Source organism: Streptosporangium jomthongense, assembly GCF_042650425.1.
GTDB lineage: Bacteria > Actinomycetota > Actinomycetes > Streptosporangiales > Streptosporangiaceae > Streptosporangium.
Genome location: NZ_JBHSBC010000003.1, coordinates 221,273 through 235,810, shown reverse-complemented (window position 1 = coordinate 235,810; position 14,538 = coordinate 221,273). Strand labels below are relative to the sequence as shown.

Sequence of the window (14,538 nt, the reverse complement as noted above, 5' to 3'; positions counted from 1 at the left end):
GGATGGGGGGTCATGGACAGGACAGCAGTGGTTACGGGCGCCAGCAGCGGGATCGGCGAGGCGACCGCCCGCCGGCTGGCCGCCGAGGGATTCGACGTGGTGGCCGCGGCGCGGCGCCGGGACCGGCTCGACAAACTGGCCGCCGAGGTGCCCGGCGTCCGCGCCGTGACCCTCGACGTCACCTCCCAGGAGTCGGTAGACGCCCTGGCGGCCTCGTTGGAGCGCTGTGACGTGCTGGTCAACAACGCGGGCGGGGCGATCGGCCTTGAGACCGTGGCGAACGGCGACGTGGCCGACTGGCAGCGGATGTACGACACGAACGTGCTCGGCTCGCTGCGGCTCACCAAGGCCCTGCTGCCCCGGCTGGTCGCCTCTGGCGACGGCGTGCTGGTCATGTTGACCTCGGTCGCCGGGCTGGTCTCCTACGAGGGCGGTGGCGGCTACAACGCGGCCAAGCACGCGCAGACCGCGATGACCGAGGTGCTCAGGCTCGAACTGTGCGGCGAACCGGTCAGGGTCGTCGAGGTCGCCCCCGGCATGGTGCACACCGAGGAGTTCTCCCTCAACCGCTTCCGCGGTGACTCCGCCGCGGCGGACCGCGTCTACCAGGGCGTTCCCGACCCGCTGACGGCCGACGACGTGGCCGACGCCATCGCCTGGTGCGTGACCAGGCCCGCGCACGTGAACGTGGACCGCCTGGTCATCCGTCCCCGCGCGCAGGCCGCCCAGCACAAGATCCACCGCGTCTGAGCCGTGCCGAAGCCGATCGGGGAGATCACCAGGGGCACGACGGGCCACAACCGGCTCAGACGGGCCGACCGCTGGGTGGTCGCCGTGCACGGCCGCCTGCTGCGCTCGGTGGAACGTCCCCTGGTGGTCGACCTGGGCTACGGCGCCTCGCACACCACGACCCTCGAACTGTTCTCGCGGCTGCGGAGGGTCTGTCCCTCGGTCGAGGTCGTCGGCGTCGAGATCGACCCGGGCAGGGTCGCGGCGGCCAGGCCGTACGGGCGGGAGGGGTTGTCCTTCGTGCTCGGCGGCTTCGAGCTGCCTGTGGGCAGGCCGCCGACCCTGGTCAGGGCCTTCAACGTGCTCAGACAGTACGGCGAGGCCGAGGCGTGGGAGTACTGGGCGATGCTCCGCCGGCGGATCGCCCCCGACGGGGTGATCGTCGAGGGCACCTGCTCGGAGGTCGGCCACCGGGCCGTGTGGGCCGGTCTCGACGCCACGGGCCCCAGGACGCTGACCTTCTCGGCCCGGTTCGGCGGGTTCGAACGCCCCTCCGACCTGGCCGAGCGGCTGCCCAAGACGCTGATCCACCGCAACGTCCCCGGCGAGCCGATCCACGCCTTCCTGCGTGATTTCGACCACGCCTGGGCGGTCAACGCCCCCCTGGGGGCCTACGGCTTCCGCCAGCGGTGGATCGCCACGGCACGGACGCTGGCGCGGACCTGGCCGGTCGCGACGCGCCCTCCGCTGGGCGGCCGGGCCCGCTGGCGGCTCGGCGAACTCACTCTCCCCTGGTCCGCCGTGGACCGCTGACCCCGCGCGCCCGGGGCCCCGAAGCGGCGGTTAGGGTCGTCGGCATGTCCCCTCGTTTCGTGACAGATCCCGAACTGACCGGGGAGCTCGTCGACGAACTGATCGAGTGCTGGACCGAGGTGAGCAACGCGGGCGGGGCGGTCGGCTTCGTGCCGCCGGTCACCGCCGCCGAGGTCCGCGAGCTGGCCCTGTCGACCTTCGCCCGCTGCGGCGCGGACGGCCCCGACCATCTTCTCGCCGGTTTCGACGAGGACGGGCGGGTGGCGTGCTGGCTGGTCCTGGCCGACGCCGGATCCCGGCTGCGCGCGCACTGGCGCTGGGTGCTGCGCGTGATGGTCCACCCCAAGCACCAGGGCCGCGGGTACGGCGCGCTGCTCATGCGCGCGGCCGAGGAGGCGGCCCGTGGTCTGGAGGCCGAGGCGCTGCACCTGACGGTGCGCGGCGGCACCGGGACCGAGTCCTTCTACGCGCGGTTCGGCTACACGGAGGTCGGCCGGGTCCCCGGCGCCATCCGGCTGTCCGACGGTGACGACCGCGACGAGATCTACATGGTTCTTCAGCTGTGACGGAAATCACTCGACAACCCGTAGTACTACCCCTCGTGGTGCGGGAGTTAGGCTTGGTTGTGTGAAGGGTCTGGGCGAGCTTGAACGCAGCATCATGGACATCATCTGGGCGCAGTCATCCCCCGTGACGGCGCGGGAGGTAGGGCGTCTGATCGCCGATCGCGACCTCGCGCCGACCACGGTGATGACCGTGCTCGACCGGCTGACCCGCAAAGGGTTCCTGCAGCGGACCCGGGACGGGCGGGCCTGGCGCTACGAACCGGCCGAGAGCCGTGACGCGTACGTCGCTGAGCTTATGCTTGAGGCGTTGGACCTGACCGGAGACCGGTCCGCCGCCCTCACCCGGTTCGCCCAGGCCGTCTCGGGCAGCGAGGCCGAGATCCTGCTCAAAGCGTTGACGGAGCTGGAGGACGAGTGATCACCGCGGCAGCCCTGGCGACCCTCGCCCTGGTCTGCGCGGTCGGAGCCTGGCGGTTCACGCGGGCACGGTGGACCTACCGCGCCCCGCACGTGGCCATCGTCCTGTGGCAGGCACTCGGGGTCACCTGGGGTCTGGCCGGGACGGGAGCGCTTCTCTCCTACGCCCTCGAACCCTACGGGCAGGGCGTGCTCCAGGGGCTGGGCGCCTTCGTCGTCTCGGCGACGAACGGGGGCTACGGCCCCGCCGAGTCCTTCACGCTGCCGAGAATCCTCGCCCTCATCGCCGGTCTGACCGCGCTGACCATCCTGGTCGTCGTGCTGCTCACCGCGGGCGCGCAGACGCTCCGCGCCCGGCGCAGGCACCGCACGCTGCTGGCCCTGGTCGCCCGTGAGGACCCCGAGGTCCCCGGGGTCAGGGTCGTCGACCACCCGGGCCCGGCCGCCTACTGCGTCCCCGGACTGCGCTCCGAGGTCGTGGTCAGCGAGGGGACACTCAGGCTGCTGTCCCCCGCCGAGCTGACCGCGGTGCTCGCCCACGAGGCCGCGCACGTCCGCGAGCGCCACGACCTGGTGCTGCTGCCGTTCGCCGCGCTGCACAGGGCGCTGCCCTGGTCACGGGTCGTCGGCAGGGTGCAGAGCGAGGTCGGCCTGCTGGTCGAGATGGCCGCCGACGACGTCGCCCGCCGCTACTGCTCGCCACGCCGTCTGGCCACCGCCCTGCTCCGTTTCGGTACGGCGGGCGCCGCCCCGACCCCGCAGGGCGCCCTCGGCGTCTCGGAGACGGCGGGATCCGCGGTGATGGCCCGGGTCGAACGCCTGGTCAGCCCCGGCCCCGACCTTCCCAGGCAGATCCGTTACGCCATCGTCGCCTTCTCCGTCACCCTGACGGCCTCGGCTCCGTTGCTCTGGCTGATCCCCCACTGACGCTTGCAACTGTTAGCCATCGCGTTTGCAATTGCAAGCATCGGGGGTAGACTGCCGGCATGGCACTACCGAAGGTCGGCTCGATCGGCGAGTACATCCGGGAGCAGCGCACCCACGCGAAGATCTCGCTGCGCCAGCTCGCGGCGGCGGCGGGGGTCTCCAACCCCTATCTCAGCCAGATCGAGCGAGGACTGCGCAAACCGAGTGCGGAGATCCTCAACCAGATCGCCAAGGGACTGCACATCTCCTCGCAGGCCCTGTACGTCCAGGCCGGTCTCATCGAGGAGCGCGAGCCGGACAGCGACGTGCTTGCCGCGATCAGGGCAGACCATCTCATCACCGAACGTCAGCGCCAGGTGCTGATCGACATCTACGAGTCGTTCCGCCGGGAGAACCGGGTCGGGGCCCCGGATGAGGAAGCGCAGACCTCCCAGAACGCGCCTTCCGCACCGGAGCCCCAAGGGGGCGACGCGCATCCGCTGCCCGAGGGGTATCTCGCCGCGTTGAAGCCCTACGCGGCCCCCGTGGACAGCCAGAACGTCACACCGGAATCCAAGGAAGGTTAACATCCATGACTCTTGCCACCGAAGTGAAGAAACTGGCCGAGACCAAGCCGTTCTACGCCGTCGCGGGCGCGGGCGACTACGCGGTCGAGAAGCTCCGAGAACTGCCCGAGCACCTGCAGCGCATCCAGGGCCGCCAGGAGGACATCCGCGAGGCCGCCAGGGAGGCCGCCAAGGACCTGCCGGAGAAGGCGAGGGAGCTGGCCGACAGGGCCGAGGTCTACGCCAGGGAGTTCCCCGGCCGGGCCCGCGGCTACGCCGACCAGGTCAGCGACAGGGCCGCCAGGCTGTACGAGGAGTTCGCCTCCCGGGGCCGCAAGGTCGTCTCCAAGGCGAGCGGCGAGGCCTCCCGCGAGCTTGAGCAGGTCTCCACGGCCGCCAAGCCCGCCAGGAGGAGCAGGAACGGCTCGTCGGCGAAGTCCTGACCTCGGGGTCTTCCCGGAACCCCACGAGGGGCCGCCCCGGCGCACCGGGGCGGCCCCTCGGTTCCGGGTGCGGGGTCTCTCGGTGCGGGCCTGCGGGTGCGGGGCCGTACGAAAGGCCCCGGGCCGTTTCCGGGTGCGGGGCCGTACGAGGTCTCCGGGTGTGCGGGGCCGTGCGAAAAGGCCTCGGCCGGTTCGCCCGGAAGGAGGCCCGCCGCGGGAAGACTTCCGGCATTAGGGTGGTTGCTGTCAGCAGGGCGAGCACGGTGGAGTGACGACGATGATTTCCGTAGGGCTGGACCTCATCTTCTGGGTTCTCAGCATCATCGCCTTCGGCATGTCCGCCTGGGCGCTGTTCCACGCGACGCGCACCCCCGTCCGCGCGTTCGCCGTGACCGGCAAGCAGTCCAAGAGGTTCTGGCTGATCGTCCTGGGGCTGGCGGCGCTGTTCTCCTTCGCCTCCGCCGTCGGTTACTTCGGGATCGGCCTCGGGCAGCTCAACATCTTCGCCATCGCGTCGGTCGTCGCCTCCGGGATCTACCTGGCCGACGTGAAGCCCGCGGTGAGCGAGATCGGCAAGGGCGGCAACCAGGGCCCCTACGGCCCCTGGTGAAACCTGTTGCCCCCGGTCGTACGGACCGGGTAGACAACCTCGGGTGACGTTGTTCGCAAGGAAACCCACCCTGTACGGCAGCCGCGTGACCCTCAGGCCGGTCGGCCCCGAGCACGCCGACGGCCTCTGGGGGCTGGTCAACGACCCGGAGACCACCCGCCTCACCGGTTCGCACGGCGTCATGGACCGCGCGGCGATCGACCTGTGGTGCCGCACGCGCGCAGACCAGGACGACCGTCTCGACCTGGCGATCTGCGCCGTGGACGACGACGCCTACGTGGGCGAGGTCGTGCTCAACGACCTGGACACGCACAACCTCTCGTGCAACCTGCGCATCGCCCTGTCCGGCCCCCGGGTGTACGGCAGGGGCTACGGCACCGAGGCGATCCGGCTGGTGCTCGACCACGCCTTCGCCACCACCGACCTGCACCGGATCGAGCTTGAGGTCTTCGCCTTCAACGATCGCGCCGCCCACGTCTACCGCAAGGTCGGCTTCGTCGAGGAGGGCGTGCGCCGTGACGCCCTCCTGTGGGACGGCCGGTGGCACGACGCCGTCGTGATGTCCGTCCTGGCCCCCGACCGGCCCGCCACCGGGATGTGACCCGGCCAGGCGGGTAGGGGGTGAGAGTGCCCGGTCTGATGCGGGGGGCATCGGCCGGGCACCCAGGAAGACCACTTCCTCCAGACCCACACGGATCGGGTGAGAATCAGGGAGACGTCGTGGGCTGTTCTGGAGGTTTGGGTTGGGTGACATCGAGCGGCTTTCCAGCACCGTGGTGCACGAGACGCGTTACATGCGGTTGCGTCATGACGAGATCCGGCGTGCCGACGGGTCTCTGGGGGTGTACTCCTACGTCGACAAGCCGGACTTCGCACTGGTCATCCCGATGGAGAACGACGGCTTCCACCTGGTGGAGCAGTACCGCTATCCGATCGGGCGAAGGTCGTGGGAGTTCCCGCAGGGCACGATGCCCGACCTGGCGACCGCCGACCCCGAGCACCTCGCCCGGGAGGAGCTGCGCCAGGAGACGGGCCTGACGGCGGCCTCCATGCGCCACCTCGGGCATCTGCACTGCGCGCCCGGGATGACCGTCCAGGGCTACGACGTGTTCGTGGCGACCGGGTTGCGGCAGGGGCAGGCCGAGCGGGAGGTCGAGGAGCAGGACCTGCGGCAGCGGTGGTTCCCCCGGCGGGAGGTGGAGAGCATGATCCGTGAGGGAGTGATCGTGGAGAGTTGCAGCCTCGCCGCCTACAGCCTGCTGCTGCTCAACCAGGGCTGAGGGTCACGAACCAGGCGAGATTGGATCTCCCATCTTCCATCGGAGGGTGATGGATCCTATTCTGACCGTTATCGGGGTTCGTGAAGCCTTCTGTCGCCTCTCACGGCCCCTGGCGTGTTCCGTCCGCGCCCCGGCACCACCTCCGCAAGGCGACCCGGCCTTCCGGCGGCCCCGGGGCCGTCGGCGACTCCCCCATCGAGGTAGGTCATGAGAACACGACGCGCGAGGCTCGCCACGCTCCTGCCGGTCTTCCTGGTGCTGGTCACCCTTCCCGCGACGCCCGCACGCGCCGCCGCCTCCCCGGCCTTCCCGGCCTCCCCGGCTCCCACGGCCGCCTCCGCCCTGCCGTACCGATGAGTCCGGGACCTTCGGCCCTGGCGGGAGGTGGTTAGCAGTTGCTAACTTCGTGGTGTGACAGGGGTCGAGGTGTTCCTGGTGGACGACCGGGATCCGCCGTCGAAGCGGCGGATGCTGGTCGAGGCGCTGCGGTTGTTCGTCGAGCGGGGCGTGGACGGCACGACCGTGCGCGACATCGCCGCGGCCAGCGGTTACAGCAATCCCGCGCTGTTCAAGTTCTTCGCCTCGAAGGAGGAACTCGCACTGCACCTGTTCGCCAGGTGCTACACCCGGCTCGGTGAGCGGGCCGCGCCGGCCACCGCGCCGGGGCGGCCGTTCGGTGAGCGGCTCGACGCGCTGATGCGGGCCTTCGGCGAACTTCTCGACGAGGAGCCCGAGGTCCTGCTCTTCACACAGGACAACCTCCGGCTCTACCTGCCCAGGCTCTCCGCCGAGGAGCGCGGGCCGTCCCTGCTCGGTCTGCTGCGCGGGCTGATCGGCGACGGGGTCGCCTCGGGCGAGGTCACCGCGGAGATCCCGGTCGATCTGCTGGTGGCCGCGCTCTCCGGCACCGTGGCGCAGTACGCCAGGATGCGCCACTTCGACGAACTGCCCAGGGGGGCGGCGCTGGCCGCCCTGCGTCCCCTGGTCACCCGCATGCTCACCCCGTAGAACCCGGCCCCGGCTCCCGGGGCCTTTTTCACACCCGTCGAGTTAGCAAATGCTAACCAGATCATCCCTGGAGGGATCATGAAACTGCTCGTTCTCGGCGCCGGAGGCTTCATCGGGCGCACCGCGGTCCGCGAGGCCGTCATCGCGGGCTGGGAGGTCGTCGGCCTGGTCAGGAACGACGAGGCCGCCCAGCGCGTACGGCGGGCGGGCGGCACACCCCGCCACTTCTCCGTCGGTGACCCCGCCACCTGGGCCGAGACCGCCAGGGGGGCGCACGCCGTCCTCGACCTCATCCAGCCGAGCCTGCCGGGGCGGCTGACGAGGCGGGCCATCGACCGGGTCGCCGCCGTCCGCAGGGAGACCACCGAGGGGGTGCTGCGGACGCTGCTCTCCCTGCCCGCCGGGGAACGGCCCCTGCTGGTCTCGGTCAGCGGGATGGACGACCTCGCCCCCGGGCCCGGCCGTACGGTCTCGCACCTGTCGCCTCCGCGCTCCGTCCCGGTGGGGTTCGCCCACGTGGGGCTGCCGGTGCGGCGGATGGTCGAGGCGTCGGGAACGCCCGCCGTACACGTCTGCCTGGGGAACATGGTGTACGGCCCCGGCAAGGGGTTCGGCGACATGATCGTGCCCGGCCTGGCCAGGGGCCGGATGCCGGTTCCCGGGACGGGGCGCAACCGGCTGCCGATCATCCACGTGGAGGACGCCGCTCGGGCGCTGGTGCACGTGGCGGGGCTGCCCGGCGTCGCGGGACGGAGCTTCGTGGCGACCGACGGCACGGTCACGACGCTGGGCGAGCTGTTCGACGAGACGGCCGGGATGCTCGGCGCGGCCAGGCCCCGCAGGCTGCCCAGGTGGCTGACGGCGGCGTTCGCGGGCGGGGTCGCCGTGCGGACGCTCACGCTCGACGTCGTCGCCGACGTCTCGGCGCTGACGGAGACGGGCTTCGAGCCGCGTTACCCGTCCTACCGGGAGGGGGTGGCCGCGACGCTGGCCGAACTCAGCCGTCCGGCTCGGCGCCGTGCTCGCGCAGTGCCGTGACCAGCCAGTTCGCCAGCCTCCTGTGCCCCAGGAAGGTGGGGTGGACACCGTCGGGCAGGATCGCCCCCCGCCCCCAGGGGTGATCGAGCGGGTCGAGGAAGACGGTCGCCTCCTCGTCGGCGGCGACCGCGATCGCGTCCCTGACCGCGGGGACCCAGCGGGGCTCCCGGCCCATCCAGATGGGGCCGATCACCACGACCCTGGTCCGTGGCCAGCGGGTCCTGGCCGTCACGAGCAGGCGTCTGGCGGCGCCGTACACCCTGCCGGGGGTGGTGTGGTCGTTGTGCCCGCCGGAGAGGATCAGCAGGTCGGGGGCGGGACGCCAGGAGAGTTCGGCGTCGAAGGACTGCTGGAACGTCCTGCGCACCCGGCCGGGGTTGACGAAGCCCGTCCCCGCGGCGCCCGCCGTGACGAGCTGCCAGCCGAGCGTACGGGCGGCCCGCGCCGCGTAGCTCTCCCAGCGGGGGACCGGTCCCGACCCGGCGGTGAAGCTGTCGCCGAGCACCATGACCACCGGGGCCCTGACCGGGCTGTCCTTCTGCGGGTTCTCCTGCGCGGTGGGTGGGTTGAGGACCGGGATCGGCCCGGCCGCGTCCCCGCTGGCGCATCCCGAAATAAGACAGAAAATCACCACAGAAGCTGCGAGCACGGATGCTCGGGAACGTCGGCGCACAGGCCCGCGCATGCCACTCCGGGGAGATTCGGACTGCCGATATGAGAGTCGATCCCCCAGACGAGCACGGCGAAATCACCGTCCGGGGAGATCGTCTTGAGCAGGTCGGCATTCTATCCGTGTGGGAAGGGACGACCCGGAGATCGTCCCAAGCCCCCGGCGTCGGCTCACGGTCGGCTCACGGTCAGCTCACGTAGGAGGCGGGCACGCTCCAGGTGTTGCAGTAGGCGAGCCTGGAGTACTTCCAGCCCTGGTTGAGCCAGCCCGCGTAGTGGTCGCCGTTGCCGTGGTCACGCTTGCCCAGACCGTTCTGGTCGTCGCCCCGGCCGTAGTCCGTACGCAGCAGCGACTGCCAGCGGTCGGCGGTGACGGCCAGGGGAGTCCGGACGGCGCGGACGAAGATCCCGGACAGGCACTGGGCCTGGAGCTCCGCGCGGCGGGAGTGCGCGTCCTGGGCGCTCTTCGAGCGGTTGGCGACCTCCCACCACCAGGCTCCGCCGATGCCCGCCATGGACTGCACGTGATGACCGTATTCGTGGGCGAGAACGGCCAGGTAGGGGACGTGGTTCTCCGCCGGGTCGACGTCGCCGCTCTGCCTGATGACGTGGGTCAGGCCGATGTACATGCCGCGGTTGGACGGGCAGTAGTAGGCGGCGGCCCCGGACGACGGGTAGGTGCCGCACGGCCCCCGCCCCGGACGGTTCCAGTAGACCCGGCGCGGGGCCAGGAAGGTCGCCCGGGCCTGGGCGAACTTGCCCGCCCACGCCCGGTCCAGGCAGCCGGTGACGGCGTTGAGATAGCTGTACATGGCGGCGGGCTGGGTCGAGGGCCGCGGAGCGCGGCAGGCGACCGATCCCATGACGCCGGCACCGTACAGGGGGTTGCGCTTGAGCCTGGCGGTGGTGTCCGAACGCCGCATGTTACGCAGGTCGAAGCTCGTGCCCGACTGGGCGGAGGCCAGGGTGATCGCGGTGCCGCCCGCGCCGTTCTCGTCGCCGAGCTTGATCGGCGACGGAGGCTTCACCTCGGGCGGGGCCACCTCGGTGCCGCCGGACGGCATGGACCTGCCGCCTCCGGTCGCCACGGGACCCGTCTCCGGCCCGGCCGGAACCCCTGTCTCGTTCCCCTTGACCAGACCGGCGATCACGACGACCACCGCGAAGGTCAGGGCGAGGACCCCGAAAACACCAAAGGCCAGAGGGCTTGACCTCCGCGGACGCATGCGACCACCTCTCCGAACTGCTGATCTCCGGGCGGCAATCTAGCGGATTTCGGCACATAAACGTGATTGTCCGAAAAACCTGAAAGGGTCACTGCAGTCATGTGTGGGTGGTTATCGGTAGGCTCCCGGGCCATGTCGGCATCCCTATTGCACCGAACGGCCGCGAACGTGTGCCGGGCGGTCGGAAGCGTGGCCACGATCGCCACCTGCGCGTTGGCCCTCAGCGCCTCCCCCGCCCTCGCGGCCGGTACGGCGCACACGTCACCGGGTAAGGCCGCCACTTCGGCAGGCAAGATCAAGAGTGACGCGCTCGAAATCGAACTGCGACAGGACGGCGTACTGCACGTCAAGGAGACGGTCACGTTCGACGGCACCGCGCCGACGAGGAAGCTGGTCGACCGGACGCGCTACGACGACGGCAACGACCGGCTCTACCAGGTCGTCAACCTCAAGGGCGACGCCACCCTGACCGGTTCCACGATCACGTTGAAGGGCTCGGGAACCGCCAAGTTCGAATACGACGTCAAGGGGACCATCACCCCGCTCGGCGACGTCCAGGAGCTGCGCTGGTACGCCGCGGGCGGCTGGTCGGCGCCCGTCGAGCTGGCCAAGGCCAAGGTGACCGGCCCCGCGCAGCTGCAGAGCCTGTCCTGCTTCGCCGGGGCGCTGACCTCGGCGATCGGCTGCACCACCGCCTCACCGGACCACACCGGGGTCGAGGCCGAGTTCGAGCAGCAGGGCCTGGGGGTCGACGAGGTCCTCACGGTGGTCATCGGCTACCCGAGCGGCGTGACCAAGGGCGAGCCCATCCTGGAGCGCCGCTTCGAGCTGTCCAACGCCTTCACCCTGAACACGGTCACCGGCGGCGCCCTGGCCGGCCTGCTGGTCCTGCTGCTGGGCGGCGTCGGCCTGCTGTACTGGACCCGGGGCCGTGACGCCCGGGTGGTCGGCCACGAGTCGGGCGCGGTCAGCGGGGTCAGCAACGGCCACTTCTCCCCGCCCGACGGCGTACGGCCCGGCCAGATCGGCACGCTCATCGACGAGCAGGCCGACGTGATCGACGTGACCGCCACGATCGTCGACCTCGCGGTGCGGGGCTACCTCAGGATCGACGAGCAGCCCAGGCAGACCTACGACACACCCGACTGGGTCCTGGTGCGGATGCCCAACGCCGACCTCAAGGCGCTGCAGTCCTACGAGCGCGCCCTCTACGACGCGATCTTCGACGGCCGCGACGCGATCCCGCTCTCGCACCTGAAGGGCTCCTTCACCTCCAAGCTCAGCAAGGTCCGCGACGCCCTCTACCGGGACGTGGTCGCGCAGGGCTGGTTCGCCCGGCGCCCGGACACCGTGCGAACCCGCTGGACGACCCTCGGCGTGCTGCTCACCGTCGCCGGCGTCCTCGGCACCGTCGCGCTGGCCTGGTTCACCACGTACGGCCTGCTCGGCCTGGCCGTGATCATCGCCGGGGCCGCGCTGGCCGTCGGCGGACAGTACATGCCCGCCAAGACCGCGAAGGGCGCCGCAGCCCTGGCTCACACGCTGGGCTTCCGTGAGTATCTGGCCTCCGGCGACGCCGGTGGCGACATCCCTCCCGCCCAGCGGGTCGAGCTGTTCTCCCGTTATCTGCCCTATGCCGTGATCTTCGACAGCGTGGACCGCTGGGCCCGTGTCGTCTCCTCGATCACCGGCAACGGCAGGCAGGCCGACCACCTGTACTGGTACCAGGGCCCCGCCGAGTGGGACCTGTCGAAGTTCGCCGACTCGATGCGGACCTTCACCATGACGACGTCGGGAGCCATCTCCTCGACCCGGCAGTTCCGCTCCCTGTAGACACCTCGCGCGCTTCCCGTCTCCCCTGCTCCGGGGAGGCGGGAAAACCGTTTGTGCCGCTCACCCGGGCTCTCCTAGGGTGAGCCGCATGTGTCGTATTCCTTCGTACTACATCCGTATGCGCCGCGGCCCGATCCAGGGCCGCTAGAGAATCTCACTTCTCCGCGCGTGCCCCGGATCTTCCGAGACCACTTCATCTCGGACCCGAAGGGGCAAGACTGTGGCGCGTTCTTTCGCACACGGAGATCATTCACACACCCAGAAGAAGGTCGCGAACAGGGGCGGCAGGACCGCCCGCGACCAGGCCAGGCGCACCCTCTCGCAGAACCTCATGGTGGACCGCCAGGCCGTACGGCTCGTCGCCGAGGCGGCGGGGGCGCACGGGCTGGTCGTCGAGCCGGGGGCGGGCGAGGGCGTCCTGACCCTGGCGCTGGCCGAGACCTGCGACCAGGTCGTCGCCTACGAGATCGACCCGCTGCTGGCGGGCAGGCTGACCGTCCGCACCCGCGACGACGCCCGCGTCCGGGTCGTCAGGGGGGACTTCCTGACCGCCCGCGCGCCGCGTGAGCCGTTCGCGGTCGTCGGGAACATCCCGTACTCGATCACCTCGAAGATCGTCGACTGGTGTCTGGGGGCACCCGGGCTGACCTCGGCGACGCTCGTCGCCCAGCTTGAGTACGTCCGCAAGCGCACCGGCGACTTCGGCCGCTGGAGCGCGCTGACCGTGCGGACCTGGCCGTGGTTCCGCTGGGAGATGCTCGGGCACATCGGCCGGGAGGCGTTCCGGCCGGTGCCCTCGGTCGACTCGGCGATCCTGCGGATCGAACGCCGGGCCGAGACGCCCGACCTGCCGGGTTACGAGGCCTTCGTCGACTACGGCTTCACCGGCCTGGGCGGTTCCCTGGACGCGACCATGCGGCTGCGTCACCCGGCCGCCCTGGTCGGGGCCGCCTTCGCCGCAGCGGGCGTCCCGGAGGGGACGGTCGTCGCGCACGTCCACCCCGACCGGTGGCGTGTCCTGTACGACCGTCTCGGTCGCCTCTGAGACACCGGTCCGGCCGGGATCCCCTGCGACGGGGTCCCGGCCGGAGAGGGACTACCGGCTGCACAGCACCCGGTCGACGACCTCGCCCGCGACCTTCTCCTGGCGCTCGGAACGCTCGTCGCCGAACTGCGTGGTCAGCGAGATCGTGACGCTGCGCCTGCCGTCCGCGCTGACGCCCGTCCTCGTCTTGTACCCGTAGTCGTCGCCGCCGTGATGCCAGTAGACCCCGCCGCAGGACAGCGGACGGGAGCTGAGGCCCAGGCCGTAGCGGGCCCCCGGCCAGGTCTGCTGCCACAGCGGGGCCACGACGGTCTTCCGCATCTGCGCGAGCTGCTCGGCGGGCAGCAGCCTGCCGCCGAGCAGCGCCATGAAGAAGCGGTTGACGTCCCTGGTCGTGGACAGCAGGCCACCGGCGGCGTCCCCGTCGAAGTGCCGGGTGGCGTCGACCGGCTTGCGGGGCGGCAGCACCAGGTAGCCCTTGGCGTGCGGGTTCGGCACGTCGAGGGAACGGCCCGACCACAGCGTACGGCTGAGCCCCAGCGGCCTGCTGATGCGCCGGTCGACCTCCTCGTGCCAGGGACGCCCGGTCACCTTCTCGATGATCATGCTGATCAGCACGTATCCGGTGTTGGAGTACATCCACTTCTTGCCCGGCTCGAAGTTCGGCGCGTGCTTGACGGCCTCTGCCACGATCTGCTCGCTGGTGAACGGCTCGTCGCGGTGCTTGAGGAACTCCTCGACGGAGGTGTGGGCCGGGTAGCCCTCGTGGATGCCGCTGGTGTGCTGCAGGAGCTGCCTGACCGTGATCTTGTTGCCGTCGTTGCCGTTGCCCTTGACCACGCCGGGCAGTCTGCTCTCCACGGTGTCGTCCAGGGAGAGCTTGCCCTCCGCGACGAGCTGGAGGGCCACCGTGGCCACGAACGACTTGGTGGTGCTGGCGATCCTGACGTAGCCGTTCGCCGGGACCGGGCGCCTGCTCCCGAGTGCGGCGACCCCGCTCGTCGCGACCAGCTGACGGCCGTCGGAGGTGGTCACGCGCGCCTGGACGCCGCTGGTGCCGATCGCGCGCAGGGCGTCCACGTCACGTTGCAGGTCGGCCTTGCCGTACGTCGAGACCCGCGCCGGAGCGTCCGCAGGGCTCGCCGCGGCGGCCGGGGAGGCCAGGGAGGCCACAGTCGTGGTGGCCAGGGCCGCGACCACGGCCAGCAGCGCCGCACGTCGTACAGGGGCACCGAAGGGACGCATAAATCCTCCTAAAAGGTGACAGACCGGGATGTTCCGGCGCACATTTCAACCCTAGAAATCGGAGTCCGCCGGGACATCGGCCATTGGCCCGGCTCCGCGATGCCCCCTGGGGAGGAATCCGCCCCGGACGGCGCAACTTTGGTT

Annotated in this window: 18 protein-coding genes; 15 read left to right on the top strand and 3 right to left on the bottom strand. The window is 70.8% G+C overall.

From position 1 onward, the window contains the following. The first annotated feature begins 12 nt into the window (after positions 1-12). The 13 genes from ACFOYY_RS05645 (at position 13) to ACFOYY_RS05585 (ending at position 8,376) form a co-directional block, all read left to right on the top strand. Complete coding sequence (locus tag ACFOYY_RS05645; protein ID WP_352014667.1) at positions 13-750, top strand: SDR family NAD(P)-dependent oxidoreductase; 738 nt, start codon at positions 13-15, stop codon at positions 748-750. Positions 751-753: 3 nt separating this feature from the next. Next, positions 754-1,542: a class I SAM-dependent methyltransferase gene (locus ACFOYY_RS05640; protein WP_386188392.1), complete on the top strand. Its 789-nt coding sequence runs from the start codon at positions 754-756 to the stop codon at positions 1,540-1,542. 44 nt (positions 1,543-1,586) lie between these two features. Beyond that, a complete protein-coding gene (locus ACFOYY_RS05635; protein WP_386188390.1) occupies positions 1,587-2,108 on the top strand; it encodes a GNAT family N-acetyltransferase in 522 nt (173 codons plus the stop codon). A 61-nt stretch (positions 2,109-2,169) separates the two neighbouring features. Then, positions 2,170-2,526, top strand: coding sequence for a BlaI/MecI/CopY family transcriptional regulator (locus ACFOYY_RS05630; RefSeq protein ID WP_184712514.1), 357 nt, complete (start codon positions 2,170-2,172; stop codon positions 2,524-2,526). Further along, positions 2,523-3,452: a M56 family metallopeptidase gene (locus ACFOYY_RS05625; protein ID WP_352014664.1), complete on the top strand. Its 930-nt coding sequence runs from the start codon at positions 2,523-2,525 to the stop codon at positions 3,450-3,452. Before ACFOYY_RS05630 ends, ACFOYY_RS05625 begins: the two co-directional genes overlap by 4 nt. A gap of 59 nt (positions 3,453-3,511) precedes the next feature. After that, complete coding sequence (locus ACFOYY_RS05620) at positions 3,512-4,018, top strand: helix-turn-helix domain-containing protein (protein WP_352014663.1); 507 nt, start codon at positions 3,512-3,514, stop codon at positions 4,016-4,018. A gap of 5 nt (positions 4,019-4,023) precedes the next feature. After that, positions 4,024-4,440 (top strand): hypothetical protein, encoded by a 417-nt coding sequence (locus ACFOYY_RS05615; protein WP_362781208.1) that lies wholly within the window; start codon positions 4,024-4,026, stop codon positions 4,438-4,440. Positions 4,441-4,717: 277 nt separating this feature from the next. Then, complete coding sequence (locus ACFOYY_RS05610) at positions 4,718-5,050, top strand: DUF2516 family protein (protein WP_352014661.1); 333 nt, start codon at positions 4,718-4,720, stop codon at positions 5,048-5,050. A 43-nt stretch (positions 5,051-5,093) separates the two neighbouring features. Further along, a complete protein-coding gene (locus ACFOYY_RS05605) occupies positions 5,094-5,651 on the top strand; it encodes a GNAT family N-acetyltransferase (protein WP_362781205.1) in 558 nt (185 codons plus the stop codon). 142 nt (positions 5,652-5,793) lie between these two features. Continuing rightward, the gene (locus tag ACFOYY_RS05600) at positions 5,794-6,330 is read left to right on the top strand and encodes an NUDIX hydrolase (RefSeq protein WP_352014659.1); all 537 of its coding nucleotides are present in this window, start codon (positions 5,794-5,796) and stop codon (positions 6,328-6,330) included. Between the two features lie 207 nt (positions 6,331-6,537). After that, positions 6,538-6,687 carry a hypothetical protein gene (locus tag ACFOYY_RS05595; protein WP_386188384.1) on the top strand — a complete coding sequence of 50 codons (150 nt, stop codon included), beginning with the start codon at positions 6,538-6,540 and terminating at the stop codon, positions 6,685-6,687. Between the two features lie 54 nt (positions 6,688-6,741). Continuing rightward, entirely contained in the window at positions 6,742-7,338 is a 597-nt protein-coding gene (locus ACFOYY_RS05590; RefSeq protein ID WP_352014657.1) for a TetR/AcrR family transcriptional regulator, read from the top strand. Positions 7,339-7,416: 78 nt separating this feature from the next. Beyond that, the gene (locus tag ACFOYY_RS05585) at positions 7,417-8,376 is read left to right on the top strand and encodes an NAD-dependent epimerase/dehydratase family protein (protein WP_362781202.1); all 960 of its coding nucleotides are present in this window, start codon (positions 7,417-7,419) and stop codon (positions 8,374-8,376) included. Here the strand turns inward: ACFOYY_RS05585 and ACFOYY_RS05580 are convergent. Together ACFOYY_RS05580 and ACFOYY_RS05575 are read right to left on the bottom strand one after the other, a co-directional pair. Next, a complete protein-coding gene (locus tag ACFOYY_RS05580; RefSeq protein ID WP_386188381.1) occupies positions 8,336-9,025 on the bottom strand; it encodes an SGNH/GDSL hydrolase family protein in 690 nt (229 codons plus the stop codon). The two genes, ACFOYY_RS05585 and ACFOYY_RS05580, sit on opposite strands and share 41 nt — an antisense overlap. 208 nt (positions 9,026-9,233) lie before the next feature. After that, entirely contained in the window at positions 9,234-10,271 is a 1,038-nt protein-coding gene (locus tag ACFOYY_RS05575; protein WP_352014654.1) for a neutral zinc metallopeptidase, read from the bottom strand. Between the two features lie 189 nt (positions 10,272-10,460). Between ACFOYY_RS05575 and ACFOYY_RS05570 the strand changes: the two genes are divergently transcribed. Next, positions 10,461-12,104, top strand: a complete 1,644-nt coding sequence (locus ACFOYY_RS05570; protein ID WP_352014653.1) for a DUF2207 domain-containing protein — start codon at positions 10,461-10,463, stop codon at positions 12,102-12,104. A gap of 331 nt (positions 12,105-12,435) precedes the next feature. Continuing rightward, on the top strand, positions 12,436-13,149 hold the full coding sequence (gene erm, locus ACFOYY_RS05565) for a 23S ribosomal RNA methyltransferase Erm (protein ID WP_386188484.1): 714 nt from the start codon (positions 12,436-12,438) through the stop codon (positions 13,147-13,149). 51 nt (positions 13,150-13,200) lie between these two features. Here erm and ACFOYY_RS05560 read toward each other — a convergent pair whose 3' ends face one another. Beyond that, the gene (locus ACFOYY_RS05560) at positions 13,201-14,394 is read right to left on the bottom strand and encodes a serine hydrolase domain-containing protein (RefSeq protein WP_386188379.1); all 1,194 of its coding nucleotides are present in this window, start codon (positions 14,392-14,394) and stop codon (positions 13,201-13,203) included. Positions 14,395-14,538 lie beyond the last annotated feature (144 nt).

Coding starts and splice junctions, on each gene's coding strand:
- ACFOYY_RS05645 (WP_352014667.1), top strand. CDS start 13: ATGGACAGGACAGCAGTGGTTACGGGCGCCAGCAGCGGGATCGGCGAG.
- ACFOYY_RS05635 (WP_386188390.1), top strand. CDS start 1,587: ATGTCCCCTCGTTTCGTGACAGATCCCGAACTGACCGGGGAGCTCGTC.
- ACFOYY_RS05620 (WP_352014663.1), top strand. CDS start 3,512: ATGGCACTACCGAAGGTCGGCTCGATCGGCGAGTACATCCGGGAGCAG.
- ACFOYY_RS05615 (WP_362781208.1), top strand. CDS start 4,024: ATGACTCTTGCCACCGAAGTGAAGAAACTGGCCGAGACCAAGCCGTTC.
- ACFOYY_RS05610 (WP_352014661.1), top strand. CDS start 4,718: ATGATTTCCGTAGGGCTGGACCTCATCTTCTGGGTTCTCAGCATCATC.
- ACFOYY_RS05595 (WP_386188384.1), top strand. CDS start 6,538: ATGAGAACACGACGCGCGAGGCTCGCCACGCTCCTGCCGGTCTTCCTG.
- ACFOYY_RS05585 (WP_362781202.1), top strand. CDS start 7,417: ATGAAACTGCTCGTTCTCGGCGCCGGAGGCTTCATCGGGCGCACCGCG.
- ACFOYY_RS05575 (WP_352014654.1), bottom strand. CDS start 10,271: ATGCGTCCGCGGAGGTCAAGCCCTCTGGCCTTTGGTGTTTTCGGGGTC.
- erm (WP_386188484.1), top strand. CDS start 12,436: ATGGTGGACCGCCAGGCCGTACGGCTCGTCGCCGAGGCGGCGGGGGCG.
- ACFOYY_RS05560 (WP_386188379.1), bottom strand. CDS start 14,394: ATGCGTCCCTTCGGTGCCCCTGTACGACGTGCGGCGCTGCTGGCCGTG.